This window comes from Streptomyces sp. 11-1-2 (assembly GCF_003595545.1).
In the GTDB taxonomy this organism is placed as follows: domain Bacteria; phylum Actinomycetota; class Actinomycetes; order Streptomycetales; family Streptomycetaceae; genus Streptomyces; species Streptomyces hygroscopicus_B.
This window is the reverse complement of the sequence record NZ_CP022545.1, coordinates 10,135,689-10,151,245: the sequence shown is the minus strand read 5'-3', so window position 1 is coordinate 10,151,245 and position 15,557 is coordinate 10,135,689. Positions and strand designations below refer to the sequence as shown.

Here is a 15,557-nt window from a genome sequence, read left to right as displayed (position 1 = left end):
GTACGAGCACGCCCGGTCTCCGTCGGCACACACACCCATGACCTGGGATGACGCGGACGCCCTCAGATAAATGCGGACGCGCCCCCTCCGGTTGTCGGTGGTCAGGTGCAGACTCTGTGATGCCGGACACACTGCCTTCTCCTTCACCGATCCGCTCGCCGTTCGTTCCGCCGCCCTTCCCGCGCCCGCACCCGCACCCGCGCCCGCGCCCGCACTCCAAGGAGTGAGCCGTCATGAACGATGTCCTGCTCGCCGTCGGCACCCGCAAGGGTCTCTTCCTCGGCCGCCGCGGCGGCCAAGCGGGCTGGGACTTCACCGGCCCCCACTTCCCCATGCAGGCGGTGTACTCCGTCGGCATCGACACCCGGGGCGACCGCCCCCGGCTGCTGGCCGGTGCGCACAGCTCGCACTGGGGCCCCTCGGTCTTCCGCTCCGACGACCTCGGGGGCAGCTGGCACGAGCCCGCCAAGCCCGCGGTGAAGTTCCCCGAAGGCACCGGCACCTCGCTGGAGCGGGTGTGGCAGCTCCAGCCCGCCGGGCCCGACGAGCCGGGGGTGGTCTACGCGGGCACCCAGCCGGGTGCGCTGTTCCGCTCCGAGGACGGCGGGGAGACCTTCGCGTTCGTGCGCGGCCTGTGGGACCACCCGCAGCGGCCGGAGTGGGGCGAGGGGTTCGGCGGGCAGGCCGTGCACACGGTCGTCCCCGATCCGAGGGACCCGCGGGCGCTCATGGTCGCCGTGTCCTCCGGCGGGGTGTACCGCTCCGCGGACGGCGGGGAGAGCTGGGCACCGTCCAACAGCGGACTCAAGGCGGATTTCCTGCCGGATCAGTACCCGGAGTTCGGGCAGTGCGTCCACAAGGTCGCCCGGGACCCGGTCGATCTCGACCGGCTCTATCTGCAGAACCACGGCGGGGTGTACCGCAGCGACGACGGCGGGGCGCACTGGGCCGAGATCGGCAAGGACCTCCCGGCGGACTTCGGCTTCGCGGTCGCCGTCCATCCGCGCCGCGGCGGCGTCGCGTACGTCTTCCCCGTCAACGACGGCTCGGACCGCTACCCCCCGGGCTACCGCTGCCGGGTCTTCCGCACCGAGGACGCGGGCGCCACCTGGGAGGAGCGCTCCGCCGGGATGCCGGACGAGCTCCACTACGGAGTGGTGCTGAGGGACGCGCTGCGCACCGATGACGCCGACCCGGTCGGGGTCTACCTCGGCAATCGCAACGGCGAGGTGTACGCGAGCGCCGACGAGGGCGAGAGCTGGCGGCAGATCGCCCGCCATCTCCCCGATGTGCTGTGCGTCCGGGCCGCCGTGATCGGCTGAGAGTGATCGCGAGCGGGATCGGCTGAGAGTGATCGCGAGGCGGCACTCGGCCACCCGCTGAGCCACTAGAGTGACGCGGTGTGGCAGCACGACCCTTGAATGAAATTGTGGAAGCGGGCTGGGCCAAGGCACTTGAGCCCGTCGAGGAACGCATCGCGGCGATGGGCGACTTCCTGCGGGCCGAGATCGCGGCAGGCCGTACCTATCTGCCCGCCGGGCCGAATGTGCTGCGCGCCTTCCAGCAGCCCTTCGACGAGGTGAAGGTGCTGATCGTGGGTCAGGATCCGTATCCGACGCCCGGACACGCGGTGGGGCTCAGCTTCTCGGTGGCGCCCGAGGTCCGGCCGCTTCCCGGCAGCCTGGAGAACATCTACCGCGAGCTGCACACCGACCTCGGTCTGCCGCGCCCGTCCAACGGCGATCTGACGCCCTGGACCCAGCAGGGCGTCCTGCTGCTCAACAAGGCGCTCACCACGGCCCCGCGCCGGCCCGCCGCCCACCGCGGCAAGGGCTGGGAGGACGTCACCGAGCAGGCGATCCGGGCGCTGGCCGGGCGCGGCCGCCCCCTGGTGTCCATCCTGTGGGGCCGCGACGCCCGCAACGTACGGCCGCTACTGGGCAGCCTTCCGGCGGTCGAGTCCGCACACCCCTCCCCCATGTCCGCCGACCGGGGGTTCTTCGGCTCACGTCCGTTCAGCCGCGCCAACGACCTGCTCGTACAGCAGGGGGCCCAACCCGTGGACTGGCGCCTTCCCTGACCCCATCGTTCCAGGTGGGCGAGGGGTAGTCTGCCCGCCATGACATCACATCCGAACACCCCTGCGGGCTGGTACGCGGACCCCCAGGGCACGCCGAACCAGCTGCGCTGGTGGGACGGTGCCCAGTGGACCGCGCATACACACCAGGACCAGCCCGGCCAGGCCCCTCCGACGCAGGCCGCCCCGCCCAACCCCAACCCCGCCAGGGTCCAGCACCAGGTGCAGCAGCAGGCGCATGTGGGGCCCACGATGGGCGGCGGCGGCACGCTGTTCAGCGAACCGGTGCTGGTGGTGAACCAGAAGGCCAAGCTGATCGAGCTCACCAATGAGTACAGCGTCTTCGACCAGCAGGGGCGCACTCTCGGTTCGGTGGTCCAGGTCGGCCAGAGCACGCTGAAGAAGGTCGCGCGGTTCGTCTCGAGCCTCGACCAGTTCATGACGCACAAGCTGGAGATCCGCGACGCCAACGGGCAGCCGCATCTGGTGCTCACCCGGCCCGCGAAGTTCATCAAGTCCAAGGTGGTGGTGACCCGCCCGGACGGACAGCCGGTCGGCGAGATCGTCCAGCAGAACGTCATCGGCAAGATCAACTTCGGCATGCTCGTCAACGGCCAGCAGGTCGGCGCCATCAAGGCGGAGAACTGGCGGGCCTGGAACTTCGCCATCGTCGACCACACGGACAGCGAGGTCGCCCGGATCACCAAGACCTTTGAGGGCCTGGCGAAGACCATGTTCACGACGGCGGACAACTACGTGCTGCAGATCCACCGCCAGCTGGCCGATCCGCTGCTGAGCCTGGTGATCGCCACGGCCCTCACCGTGGACACCGCGCTCAAGCAGGACTCGCGCGGATTCGGCTGAGCCGGTGGGCGACACGGTGCCCGACGATGCGGTGACGCATGTGCTCGGGATCGATTCGGGCGGTTCCGGCGTGCGGGTGGCGGTGGCGCGCGCGGACGCTCCCGGCGTACGGGGTGCGGGGGCACGCGCAGACGCTCCCGGCGGCTCCGCGGAGCAGCCACCGACCTGGCCCTCGCCACCGACTTGGTCCTCGCCACTGACCTGGTCCTCGTCCACGCCCGCCGCCGTCGGCGACCGGGGCATCGACGCGGAGAGCCTCCTGGCCCGGGTCCTGCCCGCGGCCCGGGAGCTGCTGCGCGAGGCCGGGGCCCGACACCTCGGCGCGGTCTGTGTCGGCGCGGCGGGCATGGCCACACTCGGCGACGATCTGCGCGCCAGGCTTCCGGACGCGCTGGCCGACGCCTTCGGCGTACGGCGACTCGCCCTGGCTGCCGACGCGGTGACCGCGTACGCCGGGGCCTTGGGACAGCGTCCCGGCGCGGTGGTCGCGGCGGGCACGGGCCTGATCGCGCTGGGCGCGGTGCCCGAGGGCTTTGTCGGTGGGCTGGGCGGTACGGACGTCGAATCTGCCGCAGACGGTGTATCCCGTACGGACGGCCCGGGCGATGCGCACGGCTCATCCGGTACGGACGCCACGGCCACGGGCGGCGACATCCGCCGGGCCACCGGCGGCTGGCGGCGCGCCGACGGCTGGGGCCATCTGCTGGGCGACTGCGGCGGCGGCGCGTGGATCGGCCGGGCGGGCCTGGAGGCGGCCATGCGCGCGTACGACGGACGCGAGGGCGGCTCGAAGCCGCTGCTGGCCCGTCTGGAGGCTGTGTTCGGCCCCGCGACCGGGCTGCCGGGGCGGCTGTACCCGCGCCCCGACCGCCCCGCCGTCCTGGCGTCGTTCGCCCCCGAGGTGGGCCGGTGCGCCAGGGAGGATCCGGTCGCGGAGGCGATTCTGCGGGCAGCCGCCCGCCATATCGCCGAGGCCGCGGAGGCGGTCTGCCCTCGGCTGGAGTCGAGCGAGGTGGCGCTCACCGGCGGGCTGTTCCGCATGGGCGCGCCACTGCTGACGCCCGTACGCGAGGAGCTGGCGGCGCGGCTGCCCGGGGTCCGGGTCACGGAGGCGGCCGGGGATCCCCTGGACGGGGCGCTGTGCGTCGCGGCGGCGCTGGCGGCCGACGGACTGCGGCTGCCCCGGGACCCTGCGCTGCTCAGCATCGTCTGAGCGCCGCCCCCGTGCGGGCACGCCGGTGCGGGCACGCCGCAGGGCTTCCGATGCGGGGTCTCACCCCTTGGCCACGGCGCACAGCCCCAACCCGTAGCCATGACGCACGGCTCCCGACGCGGGTGTCCCATATGGGCGCTCAGCATAGGTGCCCAGTATGGGATTCCATGACCGGCAATTCCGGACACATGGTCGATTCTTCGAGCAAGTATGGCCGCTGAGCGCACATCACCACACAACACCAGTCGACAAAGTGGGACAGATACGCCCAGTCACACCCTCCCGAACAGCCGAGCCCATCGAGCGACTAACATGCGGCGCCATGAGCTCCCCCACAGGGCCCGCGTCCGGCCTGCCTGTACGAATGCCGCGTCCCCGCCAGCCCGGACGGCACCGCCGACCGGAGGCCGCCGCCGCGCCTCTCGGCGCGCCTCCGCTGGTGCTGGCCATCCCGGGTGCCCCGAGCGACGGTGCCCGGCGCCTTGCCGAGGACCTGGTGAGCATCGCCCGCTCCGAGATGCCGGGGCTCGACGCTCAGATCGGTTTCCTGGACGGGGACGGACAGGAGTACCCGCAGCTCGAGGCCGTGCTCACCCGCGCCGCCCAGGAGAACCCCGAGCGTCTGCGACAGGCGGCCGAGGCCGCCAAGGCCCTCGCCGACGAGGCGGCGGAGGCGATCGCCGCGGCCGAGGCCGCGGGCGAGGTCGTCGACGAGGTCCCGCCCTTCCCCAGGGTCCCCACGGACGGTCCGGCGGCCGTCGTGGTCCCGCTGCTCGCGGGCCCGGACAGCGCACAGCTGCGCCGGATACGCCAGGCCGTCATGAGCAGCGGCTCGGCGGCCGAACTCACCGACGTCCTCGGCCCCCATCCGCTGCTCGCCGAGGCCCTGCACGTGCGTCTGTCGGAGGCGGGTCTGGCCCGCGCCGACCGCGCCCGTCTCTTCACGGTCGCGACCGCGGCGGACGGCATCATCCTCGCGACGGTCGGCGGCGAGGAGGCGGCCCAGGCCGGTGGCATCACCGGCATGCTGCTCTCCGCGCGCCTCGCGGTGCCGGTGATGGCGGCCGCGCTGGACGTGGACGGTGCCGTCCTCCGCGTCGCCGAGCAGCTGCGCTCGGCCGGCTCCGCCCGGCTCGCCCTCGCGCCGTACCTGATCGGCCCGGAGGTCTCCGCCGAGCTGATCTCGGCGGCGGCCGAGGAGGCGGGCTGTGCGGCGGCCGAGGCGCTGGGCGACTACCCGGCCGTGGGCAAGCTGGTGCTGGCGAAGTACGCGGCCGCGCTGGGCATCACACTGCAGCAGGCGTCGCCGGCGATGCGCTGAGGCAACGCGCGACGAACCAACGCACGACGAAGCAAAGCACGAGAAAGCGGGGGCGGTGACCGTCAAGGTCACCGCCCCGCTCGTATTCGAGGGGCCCGTATCCTCTGGGCCCCGTATCCGCCCGGCATACGTCAGCCGAAGACCACGCAGGACGCCGCCGGTGCCGGGACCGAACCCCCTCGACGCGGCACCCCCGTCGAGGGGTCGATGTCGAACCAGGTGACATCCCCCGAGCGCTCATTGGACACGTAGAGTCGCCGTCCCGACGGGTCGAGCGTCAGATCGCGGGGCCAATGGCCGCCACAGGGCGTGGTGGTGACCAGCTCCATGCGGTCGCCGGGCGCGTCGAGGGCGAGCGTCGCGATGCTGTCGTGGCCGCGGTTGGCGGCCCATACGAAACGGCCGTCCCCGGAGACCACGAGCTCGGCCGGGTAGGACTCGACGTCCGTACCCTCGGGGACCAGACGGGTCTCGCCCAGCGGTTCGAGAACGCCGGACGCCGCGTCCCAGCGGCAGGCCGTGATCGTCGGATCGAGCTCGTTGATGACATACACACGGTCGGCGCGCGGATGGAACGCCAGATGGCGCGGACCGCTCCCCGGACGCAGCCGGACCTCGTGGTGCGGACGCGGCCCCGGCAGCGCGTACACCTGGACCGCGTCGATCCCCAGGTCGACGGCGAGCAGCCAGCCGCCCGACGGATCGGGCGCCACGGCATGGGCATGCGGCCCCTCCTGCCGCTCCGGATGCGGTCCGCTGCCCTCGTGCCGCAGCACGGCCACCGGCTCCCCGAGCCGGCCGTCCTCCAGCACCGGCAGCGCGCTGACGCTGCCGGAACCGTAATTGGCGGTCAGCAGCCGCCCACCGGCGAGCGCGAGATGGGTGGGCCCCGCGCCCAGCACCGGCACGGGCTCACCGAGCAGCGCGGGCGGATCCTGCGTGACATCCAGCGCGGCGGCCGCCCCCTCCTCGGCCTCGCTCACCGCATACAGCACGCGCCCGCCGGGAGCGAGCACCAGATAGGACGGGTTGACGACCACATCCGTGGAGTTCCGGATCCGCAGCGCGCCGGTCTCGTCGTCGACATCCGCGACGGTGATCCCGGCACCGCCCGCCACAGTGAAGGACCCGATATACGCCCGAAGCCCGTTCCCACTCGCGCCCACCGCACTACCCTTCCGCCGATTCCGGTTCCGTTACCCGCTCGGCGCCGACGGTAACAGAGCGGTCTAGACCAACACGCCGTCATCTCCCGCTCACACCGGGCCCCTGAGGATCTCCCGCGAGCACCGCGGGCCGGACTCTTGGCATGCTGTCCCCATGAACACCATGCCCGCCGTGATCTTCGACCTGGACGGCACTCTCGTGGACACCGAGCCCCTCTACTACGAGGCGGGGCGGCGGACCCTCGAGCGGTACGGGATCACCGGCTTCACCTGGGAGGAGCACTCCCAGTTCATCGGGATCGGCACCCGCGAGACCCTGGAGACCCTGCGCGGCCGGTACGGCATCGGGGCGTCCGTGGAGGAGCTGCTGGCCGTCAAGAACCGGCATTTTCTGGAGCTGGCCGCCACCACGACCGAGATCTTTCCCGCGATGCGCACCTTCGTGGAGCGGCTGAGCGCCGCCGGGCATCCGCTGGCCGTCGCCTCCGGCTCGTCCCGTTCGGCGATCGAGACCGCGCTCAAGGCCACGGGGCTGGACACGCTGCTGCCCGTCTACGTGTCCGCGGAGGATGTCGGCCGTGGCAAGCCGGAGCCGGATGTGTTCCTGGCCGCCGCGCGGCTGCTGTCCGTCGATCCGGGCGGGTGTGTGGTGGTCGAGGACGCCGGTCCCGGGGTGGAGGCGGCGCGGCGGGCCGGGATGGGCTGTATAGCCGTTCCGTACGTGGCCGGGCCGTCGCCGGACGGTGAGCAGTTCGCCTCCGCCGGGCTGCTCTTCCGGGGCGGGCAGCCGGAGTTCGACGCCGAGCGGGCCTACGAGTGGGTCGCGGCGCACAGTTGAGGCCGTGAGACCATGCGTCGCATGCCCGGATATTCACGGGCATGTCGTAGGAGAGACGGAGGGCGTATGGAAAGACGTGGGGGTAAGGCGATCCGCCGTTGGGGGACGGCGGTCATCGCCTCGGCGGCTGCCTTGACGGTCGCCGTACCGGCGAACGCGGCCCAGGCCACCGAGGCCAGGAGCGGCCCGTCGGGGGTCAGCGCCAAGGGCGCGTATCTGCTGGACAACAACACCAACAAGCAGCTCTGGGCCAAGGCGGCCGACACCAAGCGGCCGATGGCGAGCACCACCAAGCTCATGACGGCGGTCGTGGTGCTCGACACCCGGGGGCTCAATCTCGGCAAGAAGGTCACCGTCAAGCAGTCGTACATCGACTACACCGCCCGCGTCGGCGGCAGCAAGGCGGACCTGAAGAAGGGGGACAAGCTCACCGTCAAGCAGCTCCTGTACGGCCTGCTGCTGCCGTCCGGCTGTGACGCGGCCATGGCGCTCGCGGACACGTTCGGCACCGGTGACACCACCGCCAAGCGCACCAAGTCGTTCATCGCGCAGATGAACAAGAAGGCGTCCGCGCTGGGGATGACCAAATCCCACTACGACACCTTCGACGGCATCTCGGAGGGCGGACAGAACTACACCACGCCCCGCGACATGGCCAAGCTGGCCAGGCACGCGCTGGGTAACTCCACCCTCGGCACGGTCGTCAAGTCGGTCGACACCATCCAGAAGGCCCCGGCCGCCAATGGCGGGACCAGGACGTACTACTGGAACAACACCAACAGGCTGCTGGGCTCGTACAGCGGCGCGATCGGCATCAAGACGGGCACCGGCACCGCGCCCGGCAGGTGTCTCGTCTTCGCCGCGAAGCGTGACGGACGCACCGTCGTGGGCGTGATCCTCAACGCTCCCAAGCGCTACCCGGACGCGAAGAAGATGCTCGACTGGGCCTTCCGGTCCCACACCAAGGTGACCTGGCGCCAGCTGCCCAAGGGCACACCGCGGGACTGATCCCAGGACAGATCCCAGACAGATCGCAGGAGTGATCCACGGCCCGCTTTCCACGCGGGTGGTGCCCCGGCCGGATGGCCATCCGGCCGGGGCACCGGGCCGTAGGGGCGGCGGTCAGCCGCACTTACGCCCGGTGTTGATGCACTTCACGGCCTTCTTCATCAGCGAGTTGGACATCACGTTGATGAAGTCGCCGTGGTCGGTCACCGGCTTGTGCAACTGCTCGGGGAAGCTGTCGACCGCGAAGAGCGAACCGGGCGCCACCTTGTAGGTGATCCGCTGGACCAACTGCGGGATGGCCTTGAACCCCTTGGCGCACGCGCCCTTGGCGTCCGCGAAGGCCACATGGGTGCGGTGGTTCGCGCTGTCGGCGTTCTTGCCGTCCCAGCAGCTCTGGAACTTGAAGGTACGGACCACCTTGCTGCCCTTCGGGCACAGCGGGTACTTGTCCTTCAACTGCCGGTTCTCGAATCCGGTGCAGCTCCAGGAGGCGTTGGCATTGGCCGTGCCGTTGGTGAACGCCTTGGCGTCGCCGGTGATGATGCGCAGGAACTTGGGCATCTCGACGACCTTGGACACCGCGCTGCCACGGAAGCTGATCGACGCGGTCTCCGGGCGCAGGATCCGCCCCACATTGCCCTCGGTGCCGCCGCCGGGCTGGTCGGCGTCGGCCTCCTTCGTCCCGTCCTGTTGCCGCAGGACCGGCCAGTAGTGGGTGGAGCGGTCACCGTTGGTGCAGGTGGTCCCGGCGGCGGCGAGACCGTCGTTGGTGGAGAAGGCGTCGGTGTCGCGGTTGCCGACGTAGTCGTGCATATGGTGGGCGCCGTTGCTCACACCGGGGGCGACGATCACGTTGTCCGAGTTGAAGTGCTTGTTCTCATTGCGGCCGCAGCGCGATGAGAAGGTGCCGCGGGAGGCGTTGCCCCGCGTACGGGGGTTCTTGACGTTCGGCCGCACCCTGCGGATGTCCACGAAGTCCGCCTTCACCGGGCCGGACTGCGCCTGGCCAGCCGCGGCCGGAGCGGCGGGGGCGGCCGTTCCCGCGGCGGGGGTGGCGCCCGCCGGTGCGGAGGTGGCGCCCGCCGGTGCGGCGGCCGGGGCCGCTTGCTGCACGGTGCAGGATGCCAGCGTGTCCAGGCCGGACGGGCGGCTCGCCACGCGCCCGATCTCGTTCCCGATGCGGTTCAGCGCGCCACGCCGCTGGGTGGTCAGCGGCTCCAGCACCCGGGTACGCACCCAGTCCTGGTCGGCGCTCGCGCCGCGCGTGGCAAGCTGCTGGTAGGCGTCGGCCACCTGGCTGTCCATCGTCGCCAGTTCCTTGTCCACGGCGGGCCGCGCCTGCTGCGGCACACTCGACAGCCGGGTCGCGGCATCAGGGCACTTGACGGTCATCGCCGCCCGCGCCGGTGCCCGCTGCCCGGCCGATCGGCGGGCGGCGGAAGCATCGTTGTCGGTCATCAGGAGCGCCCCGCCGCCCACGGCCAGTGCGGTCACTCCGACCACGGTCAGCCCGATGACCCTGGATCGCTTGTGTCTCTTCTTGTTCCTCATCCTTCGCCCCTCATCGGCAGCCTTCATACGCCGGGGACGTGTTGCCCTCGGCCACATCGCGCCGCGCCCCCAGCACCCCCGTCCCGGGGCGGAAAGCACAGCGCTACGCCGATGGATACGGACAGCGAGGCGATCGTTCTCAACGGTGGTCGCAACATCTCGTGAATAGCCGGAGGAGTCGGTGCACCGGCGTATCTCCCTAGGGGGTTCACCACATGTCCACCGCCCTGCGGAATGAAGTTGATCAGTTGCGGCTAAAATGTTTACTTCGCTGTCTCCCCGTTAATCCTTCTACGCGCCCGCGGAGCCCCCCACATGTCCAGCGCGAACTCGTCCAGTGGGCGTCATCGCAAAGCCAAGCCCATGAGCCTCGCGGTCCGCCGCGCGTTCATCATCGCCGCCGTCCCGGTCACCGGTGCGTTGCTGTCCGCTCCGTCGGCGCTCGCCGCCGACAAGAGCACCAAGAGCACCGCGACGACCGCCCAGTCCGTGGCCGCCGACGGGCTCGACCCCGCCGAGCAGAAGATCGCGGACAACCTCAACACCCGCGCCCAGAACCCGAACCTCGGCGACTCCTTCAGCGGCATCGTGCTGGACTCCGCGTCCGACAAGGTGATCTGGGGACATGACGCCGACACCGCGCTGATGCCCGCGTCCAACGCCAAGCTGGCCACCGCCACGGCGGCGCTGACCGTGCTCGGCCCCGAGCACCGGTTCACCACCAAGGTGGTCTACGGCGATGGCACGCTCACCCTCATAGGCGGCGGCGACCGGCTGCTGACCACCGCCGACGTCACCGAGCTCGCCAAGTCCGCCGCCGCCGGGGTCAAGAGCGCGGGCCTGGGCTCGGTGAAGATCCGTATCGACGACAGCCTCTTCGCCGAGCCGACCCTGGCCAACGGCTGGAACGACTCGTACTACGACGACCAGGTCTCGCCGGTGCGCTCCCTGGTGGTGGACGGAAAGCTGTCCGCGGACACTTCCATCGACGCGGGGAAGGTCTTCGCCAAGCAACTCGCCGACCAGGGTGTCACCGTCGACGGTGAGGTCACCCGCGGCACGGCGTCGGCCACGGATGTGCCGGTGGGACAGCATCTGTCCCCGACGCTGGCCGAGACGGTCAAGAAGATGCTCAAGACGAGCGACAACGACATCGCCGAGACGATGCTGCGCATGACCGCGATCGCCGCCGGCAAGCCCGCCACCTACGAGGACGGCACGGCCGTGGTGCGGGACGTCCTCAGCCGGCGCTACGGCGTCTCGATGGAGAACTTCGAGATCTACGACGGCAGCGGGCTCTCCCGCGCGGACCGCATCCCGGCGCGGACCGTCGCGGACATCCTCGATCTGCTCACCGATCCGCGCTACGGCGGCCTGCTGCGCTCCATCGACGAGGGCCTGCCGGTGGCGGGCGAGGCGGGCAGCACCCTGGGGCCCGAGTGGGGCCGCTTCGACACCCCTGACTCCCAGTGCGCCGTCGGCCAGGTCAAGGCCAAGACGGGCACCCTGACCGGCGCCATCGCCCTGAGCGGCCTGACGAAGGCGGCGGACGGCCGGTGGAAGGTCTTCTCCTTCATCGAGAACCAGTCCTCCGCCGACCCGGCCGCCACCAAGGACACCCTCGACGGCCTCGCCGCCACGGTCAACGGCTGCTGGGCGTAGCCCGCTGCCCGACCCCCGTCGCCTCCGGCACGCTCACGTGCCGGAGGCGGCAGTGTCAGCGGTTCATGGCCGCCCAGAACTCCTCGAAGGACATCTGGCGGTCGCCGTTGGTGTCGAGCGAGTCGATCAGCGCCTGGGCCGCCGCCGCGGTGATCTCCGAGCCCTCCAGCTCCGCGACGACCTGCCGGAATTCATCCGCGGTGACCAGACCGTCCCCGTCGATGTCGTAGCGCTCGAACACCGTGCGCGCCGCTGTCTCCATGATGTCTGTCATGTGCTCCGCCTATGTGCGATCTTCGCTGACGGGCCCAGACTATCCCGGTCATCCACGGGCCCCTTCAGCACGCCGAGGCGGCATCCGGACCGGGCCGCCTAGCCCAGGAAGCTCAACCGGACCTGGCGGTCCGGGTTGTCGACGTTCGTGTCGACCAGGCACACCGACTGCCAGGTGCCCAGCGCCAGCCCGCCGCCGATGACCGGGAGGGTGGCGTGTGGGGGGACGAGGGCCGGGAGGACGTGGTCGCGGCCGTGGCCGGGGCTGCCGTGGCGGTGGCGCCAGCGGTCGTCGGCGGGGAGCAGATCGCGCAGTGCGAGGAGCAGATCGGTGTCGCTGCCGGCGCCCGTCTCCAGGATCGCGATCCCGGCCGTGGCATGCGGGACGAAGACATTGAGCAGGCCGTCGCCGCCGCCCGCCACCTCCCGTAGATACGCCTCGCAGTCGGCGGTGAGGTCGGCGACGGTCTCGGTGGAGCCGGTGGTGACGTTGATGGTGTGGGTACGGAATGTGCTCATGGAACCATCCTGGTGCGCCACCGCGTAAAACTCCCGCAACAAAGGTCCGAGGGGCAAGACACCGTTGACCGGTTCCGGACGCCGCCGCTAACTTCAAGGGCATGTCTACGTCAGCCCTGCTCACCACGCGCGGTCATATCGACCTGCTGCGGGTGGCGTCCGCCGCGTGTCCCGGCCTCCGCTGACTTTTCTTCTCCCTCCCCACTTCTTCCGCTCGCCGCTGTCTCGTTCCGCCGTACCACGCTGACCGCCGTGGCCTACGGGCATCGAGGCGTACCCCTTTTGTGGAGCCCCCATGTCCCCGGTTCTCGAACCGGTCCTGCCGCTCTCCGCGCGCCGCCGCCCCGTGCCGCGCTGGCTGCGCCGCACGACCGGACCCCTTCTGCTGCTGGTGCTCTGGCAAGTGTCCAGCGCCACCGGTGTGTTGCCCTCCGACATCCTGGCCTCGCCCGGCACCATCGCCGGTACCGCCTCCGACCTGCTCAAGGACGGCACCCTCCCGCACGCCATGCTGGTGTCGGTGCAGCGGGTGCTGATCGGGCTGGTGATCGGCGGGGTGATCGGTGTCGCGCTCGCGCTGATCTCCGGGCTCTCCCGGCTCGGCGAGGACCTCGTCGACGCGAGCGTGCAGATGCTGCGCAGCATCCCCTGGGTCGGCATGATCCCGCTGTTCATCATCTGGATGGGCATCGGCGAGGCCCCGAAGATCGCGCTCATCGCACTGGGCGTCACCTTCCATCTCTATCTGAACGTCTACGCGGGCATCCGGGGCGTGGACGCCCAGCTCATCGAGGCCGGGACCGCCCTGGGGCTCGGCCGCTGGGGGCTGATCCGCCATGTGGTGCTGCCCGGGGCGCTCCCCGGCGCGATGACCGGGCTGCGCTACTCGCTCGCCACCGCCTGGCTGGCGCTGGTCTTCGGCGAGACCATCAACGCCGATGACGGGATCGGCTTTCTGCTCAACCGCGCGCGGGAGTTCTTCCAGACCGATGTGATCGTGGTCTGCCTGGTCGTCTACGCCGCCCTCGGCCTGCTCGCCGATTTCATCGTCCGCACTCTGGAGAGGCTGCTGCTGCAATGGCGACCGAACTTCACCGGCAAGTGAACTCCCTGGAGAAGGAGTTGGAGAAGGGGAAGGCTGGGGGCGAGGGCGGCGATGCGGCGGTGCGGGTTCGCTCGCTGACTCGCTCGTTCGACGGCCGCCCGGTCACCGACAACCTCCAACTCGACGTGGAGGCAGGCGAGTTCGTGGCACTGCTCGGCCGCAGCGGCTGCGGCAAGTCCACGCTGCTGCGGGTGCTCGCCGGGCTCGACCGGGAGATCGAGGGCGAGGTGCTGGTGCCGCGCCGCAAGGCCGTCGCCTTCCAGGCGCCACGGCTGATGCCCTGGAAGCGGGTCTGGCGCAATGTGCTGCTCGGGCTGCCCGGCCGCCCGGGGCGGGCCGTGGCCGAGCAGGCGCTCAAGGAGGTCGGCCTCGGCCACCGCGTCGACGCCTGGCCCAAGACCCTCTCCGGCGGTGAGGCCCAGCGCGCCTCGCTCGCCCGTGCGCTGGTGCGCGAGCCCGATCTGCTGTTGCTGGACGAGCCGTTCGGCGCGCTGGACGCGCTCACCCGGATCACGGCCCAGCAGCTGGTCGCCGAGTTGTGGCAGCGGCGCGGCTGCGCGGTGCTGCTGGTCACGCATGACGTGGAGGAGGCGCTGCTGCTCGCCGATCGCGTCCTGGTGATGGACGGGGGCGTCATCGCGCATCAGATCCGGGTGGACCGGGACCGGCCGCGCGACATCGCCGATCCGCTCCTCGCCGAGCTGCGCACCGAGCTCCTGGACCGGCTGGGTGTGAAGGCGCCCGAGCCGGCCGTCCACAAGGTCGCCTGAGGGCCGCTTGGTTCTTCCCCTACCGGCCCGCACGTCTTCAACCGATCGCGCCCTCTCGCGATCTCCCCCGGACTTCTCGTGCTTCCCGAACTTCCCGACCTTCTTGAACGGACCCTGCTGACATGAGACGGCGCATCCTCCCCGCCCTGTCCCTCCCCCTCGCCCTGCTGCTGTCCGCATGTGTCAGCTCGTCGCCGCACAACGGCTCCGGCTCCTCCGGCAACACCGACGGCAAGGGCGATGTGACCCTCGACGTCGGTGACCAGAAGGGCAACGACGAGGCGCTGCTGCGCGCCGCCGGGCAGCTCGACAACCTCCCCTACAAGATCAAGTGGTCCACGTTCACCTCCGGCCCGCCGATCCTGGAGGCCGTGAGCGCCAAGGCCGTGGACATCGGCGGGGTGGGCAACACCCCGCCCGTCTTCGCCGCGGCAGCCAAGTCGGACATCAAGGTCGTGGCCGCCAAGCGCGGCACGGCCGACGGCGAGGCGATCCTGGTCAAGAAGGGGTCGCCGCTGAAGAAGACCACCGACCTCAAGGGCAAGTCGGTGGCGGTCGCTCAGGGCAGTTCGGCTCACTACCAGCTGGTCGCCTCGCTCGCCAAGGCCGGGCTCTCGATCAAGGACGTGCAGGTCAAGTTCCTGCAGCCCGCCGACGCCCTGGCCGCCTTCACCCGCGGCAAGGTGGACGCCTGGGCCGTCTGGGACCCGTACACCTCCCAGGCGCTGCGCCAGTCGGACGGGCGGGTCCTCACCACGGGCAAGGGCGTGGTCAACGGCCTCAACTTCCAGGTCGCCAACCCCTCCTCCCTTGGGGACAAGAAGAAGGCGAAGGTCATCAAGGACTATCTCGGGCGACTGCGGCGGGCCCAGGACTGGGTCTACAAGCACCCCGAGGAGTGGGCCAAGGTGTGGGGCAAGGAGACCGGGCTGCCGTACCAGGTGGCGCTGGACTCCGTGAAGCGGACCAACGGCACCCGGGTGTACGTCGCGGTCGACAAGCGCGCAGTCGCCTCCGAGCAGGAGATCGCGGATACCTTCGCGAAGCTGAAGCTCACCCCGCGCCGGTTCCAGTTCGCCGATTACGTGGACACCCGTTTCAACGGCGATCTGCCGCCGTCCACCTCCGCACCGCGCACCTATGGAAAGGGATCCTGAGACACCCCTTTTCGGAAGCGTCGCATCGGGTAA

General features: G+C 70.8%; 15 protein-coding genes. 11 read left to right on the top strand and 4 right to left on the bottom strand.

The genetic code is table 11. The features are described 5' to 3' along the window. Positions 1 to 233 precede the first annotated feature (233 nt). From CGL27_RS43605 to CGL27_RS43585, 5 genes are all read left to right on the top strand, one after another. Positions 234 to 1,322 (top strand): exo-alpha-sialidase, encoded by a 1,089-nt coding sequence (locus CGL27_RS43605; RefSeq protein ID WP_119993127.1) that lies wholly within the window; start codon positions 234 to 236, stop codon positions 1,320 to 1,322. 80 nt (positions 1,323 to 1,402) lie between these two features. Further along, the gene (locus CGL27_RS43600) at positions 1,403 to 2,080 is read left to right on the top strand and encodes a uracil-DNA glycosylase (protein WP_078645543.1); all 678 of its coding nucleotides are present in this window, start codon (positions 1,403 to 1,405) and stop codon (positions 2,078 to 2,080) included. Positions 2,081 to 2,119: 39 nt separating this feature from the next. Further along, the gene (locus CGL27_RS43595; protein WP_119993125.1) at positions 2,120 to 2,941 is read left to right on the top strand and encodes a phospholipid scramblase-related protein; all 822 of its coding nucleotides are present in this window, start codon (positions 2,120 to 2,122) and stop codon (positions 2,939 to 2,941) included. 40 nt (positions 2,942 to 2,981) lie between these two features. After that, positions 2,982 to 4,154: a BadF/BadG/BcrA/BcrD ATPase family protein gene (locus CGL27_RS43590; RefSeq protein ID WP_119994839.1), complete on the top strand. Its 1,173-nt coding sequence runs from the start codon at positions 2,982 to 2,984 to the stop codon at positions 4,152 to 4,154. Positions 4,155 to 4,476: 322 nt separating this feature from the next. Then, a complete protein-coding gene (locus CGL27_RS43585; RefSeq protein WP_119993123.1) occupies positions 4,477 to 5,475 on the top strand; it encodes a hypothetical protein in 999 nt (332 codons plus the stop codon). Between the two features lie 131 nt (positions 5,476 to 5,606). On the opposite strand, the gene CGL27_RS43580 is transcribed toward CGL27_RS43585, so the two are convergent. Next, positions 5,607 to 6,641, bottom strand: a complete 1,035-nt coding sequence (locus tag CGL27_RS43580; RefSeq protein WP_119993121.1) for a lactonase family protein — start codon at positions 6,639 to 6,641, stop codon at positions 5,607 to 5,609. A 154-nt stretch (positions 6,642 to 6,795) separates the two neighbouring features. Here CGL27_RS43580 and CGL27_RS43575 point away from each other — a divergent pair, with 154 nt between their 5' ends. Beyond that, positions 6,796 to 7,479, top strand: coding sequence for an HAD family phosphatase (locus CGL27_RS43575; RefSeq protein WP_119993119.1), 684 nt, complete (start codon positions 6,796 to 6,798; stop codon positions 7,477 to 7,479). A gap of 66 nt (positions 7,480 to 7,545) precedes the next feature. Further along, a complete protein-coding gene (locus CGL27_RS43570; RefSeq protein WP_078645528.1) occupies positions 7,546 to 8,487 on the top strand; it encodes a serine hydrolase in 942 nt (313 codons plus the stop codon). 114 nt (positions 8,488 to 8,601) lie between these two features. Here the strand turns inward: CGL27_RS43570 and CGL27_RS43565 are convergent, their stop codons facing one another. Further along, entirely contained in the window at positions 8,602 to 10,038 is a 1,437-nt protein-coding gene (locus CGL27_RS43565) for a DUF1996 domain-containing protein (protein ID WP_119993117.1), read from the bottom strand. Between the two features lie 363 nt (positions 10,039 to 10,401). On the opposite strand from CGL27_RS43565, the gene dacB reads away from it, so the two are divergent. Continuing rightward, positions 10,402 to 11,700, top strand: coding sequence for a D-alanyl-D-alanine carboxypeptidase/D-alanyl-D-alanine-endopeptidase (dacB, locus tag CGL27_RS43560; RefSeq protein ID WP_240450842.1), 1,299 nt, complete (start codon positions 10,402 to 10,404; stop codon positions 11,698 to 11,700). Between the two features lie 55 nt (positions 11,701 to 11,755). Here the strand turns inward: dacB and CGL27_RS43555 are convergent, their stop codons facing one another. Together CGL27_RS43555 and CGL27_RS43550 are read right to left on the bottom strand one after the other, a co-directional pair. Beyond that, positions 11,756 to 11,974, bottom strand: a complete 219-nt coding sequence (locus CGL27_RS43555; RefSeq protein WP_119993113.1) for an EF-hand domain-containing protein — start codon at positions 11,972 to 11,974, stop codon at positions 11,756 to 11,758. 98 nt (positions 11,975 to 12,072) lie between these two features. Then, positions 12,073 to 12,492, bottom strand: coding sequence for a YjbQ family protein (locus CGL27_RS43550; RefSeq protein WP_078645522.1), 420 nt, complete (start codon positions 12,490 to 12,492; stop codon positions 12,073 to 12,075). A gap of 295 nt (positions 12,493 to 12,787) precedes the next feature. On the opposite strand from CGL27_RS43550, the gene CGL27_RS43545 reads away from it, so the two are divergent. From CGL27_RS43545 to CGL27_RS43535, 3 genes are all read left to right on the top strand, one after another. Next, positions 12,788 to 13,597 carry an ABC transporter permease gene (locus CGL27_RS43545; RefSeq protein ID WP_119993111.1) on the top strand — a complete coding sequence of 270 codons (810 nt, stop codon included), beginning with the start codon at positions 12,788 to 12,790 and terminating at the stop codon, positions 13,595 to 13,597. Continuing rightward, a complete protein-coding gene (locus tag CGL27_RS43540; RefSeq protein ID WP_119993109.1) occupies positions 13,570 to 14,367 on the top strand; it encodes an ABC transporter ATP-binding protein in 798 nt (265 codons plus the stop codon). Before CGL27_RS43545 ends, CGL27_RS43540 begins: the two co-directional genes overlap by 28 nt. Before the next feature lie 122 nt (positions 14,368 to 14,489). After that, positions 14,490 to 15,524, top strand: coding sequence for an ABC transporter substrate-binding protein (locus CGL27_RS43535; protein ID WP_078645517.1), 1,035 nt, complete (start codon positions 14,490 to 14,492; stop codon positions 15,522 to 15,524). Positions 15,525 to 15,557: the final 33 nt, after the last annotated feature.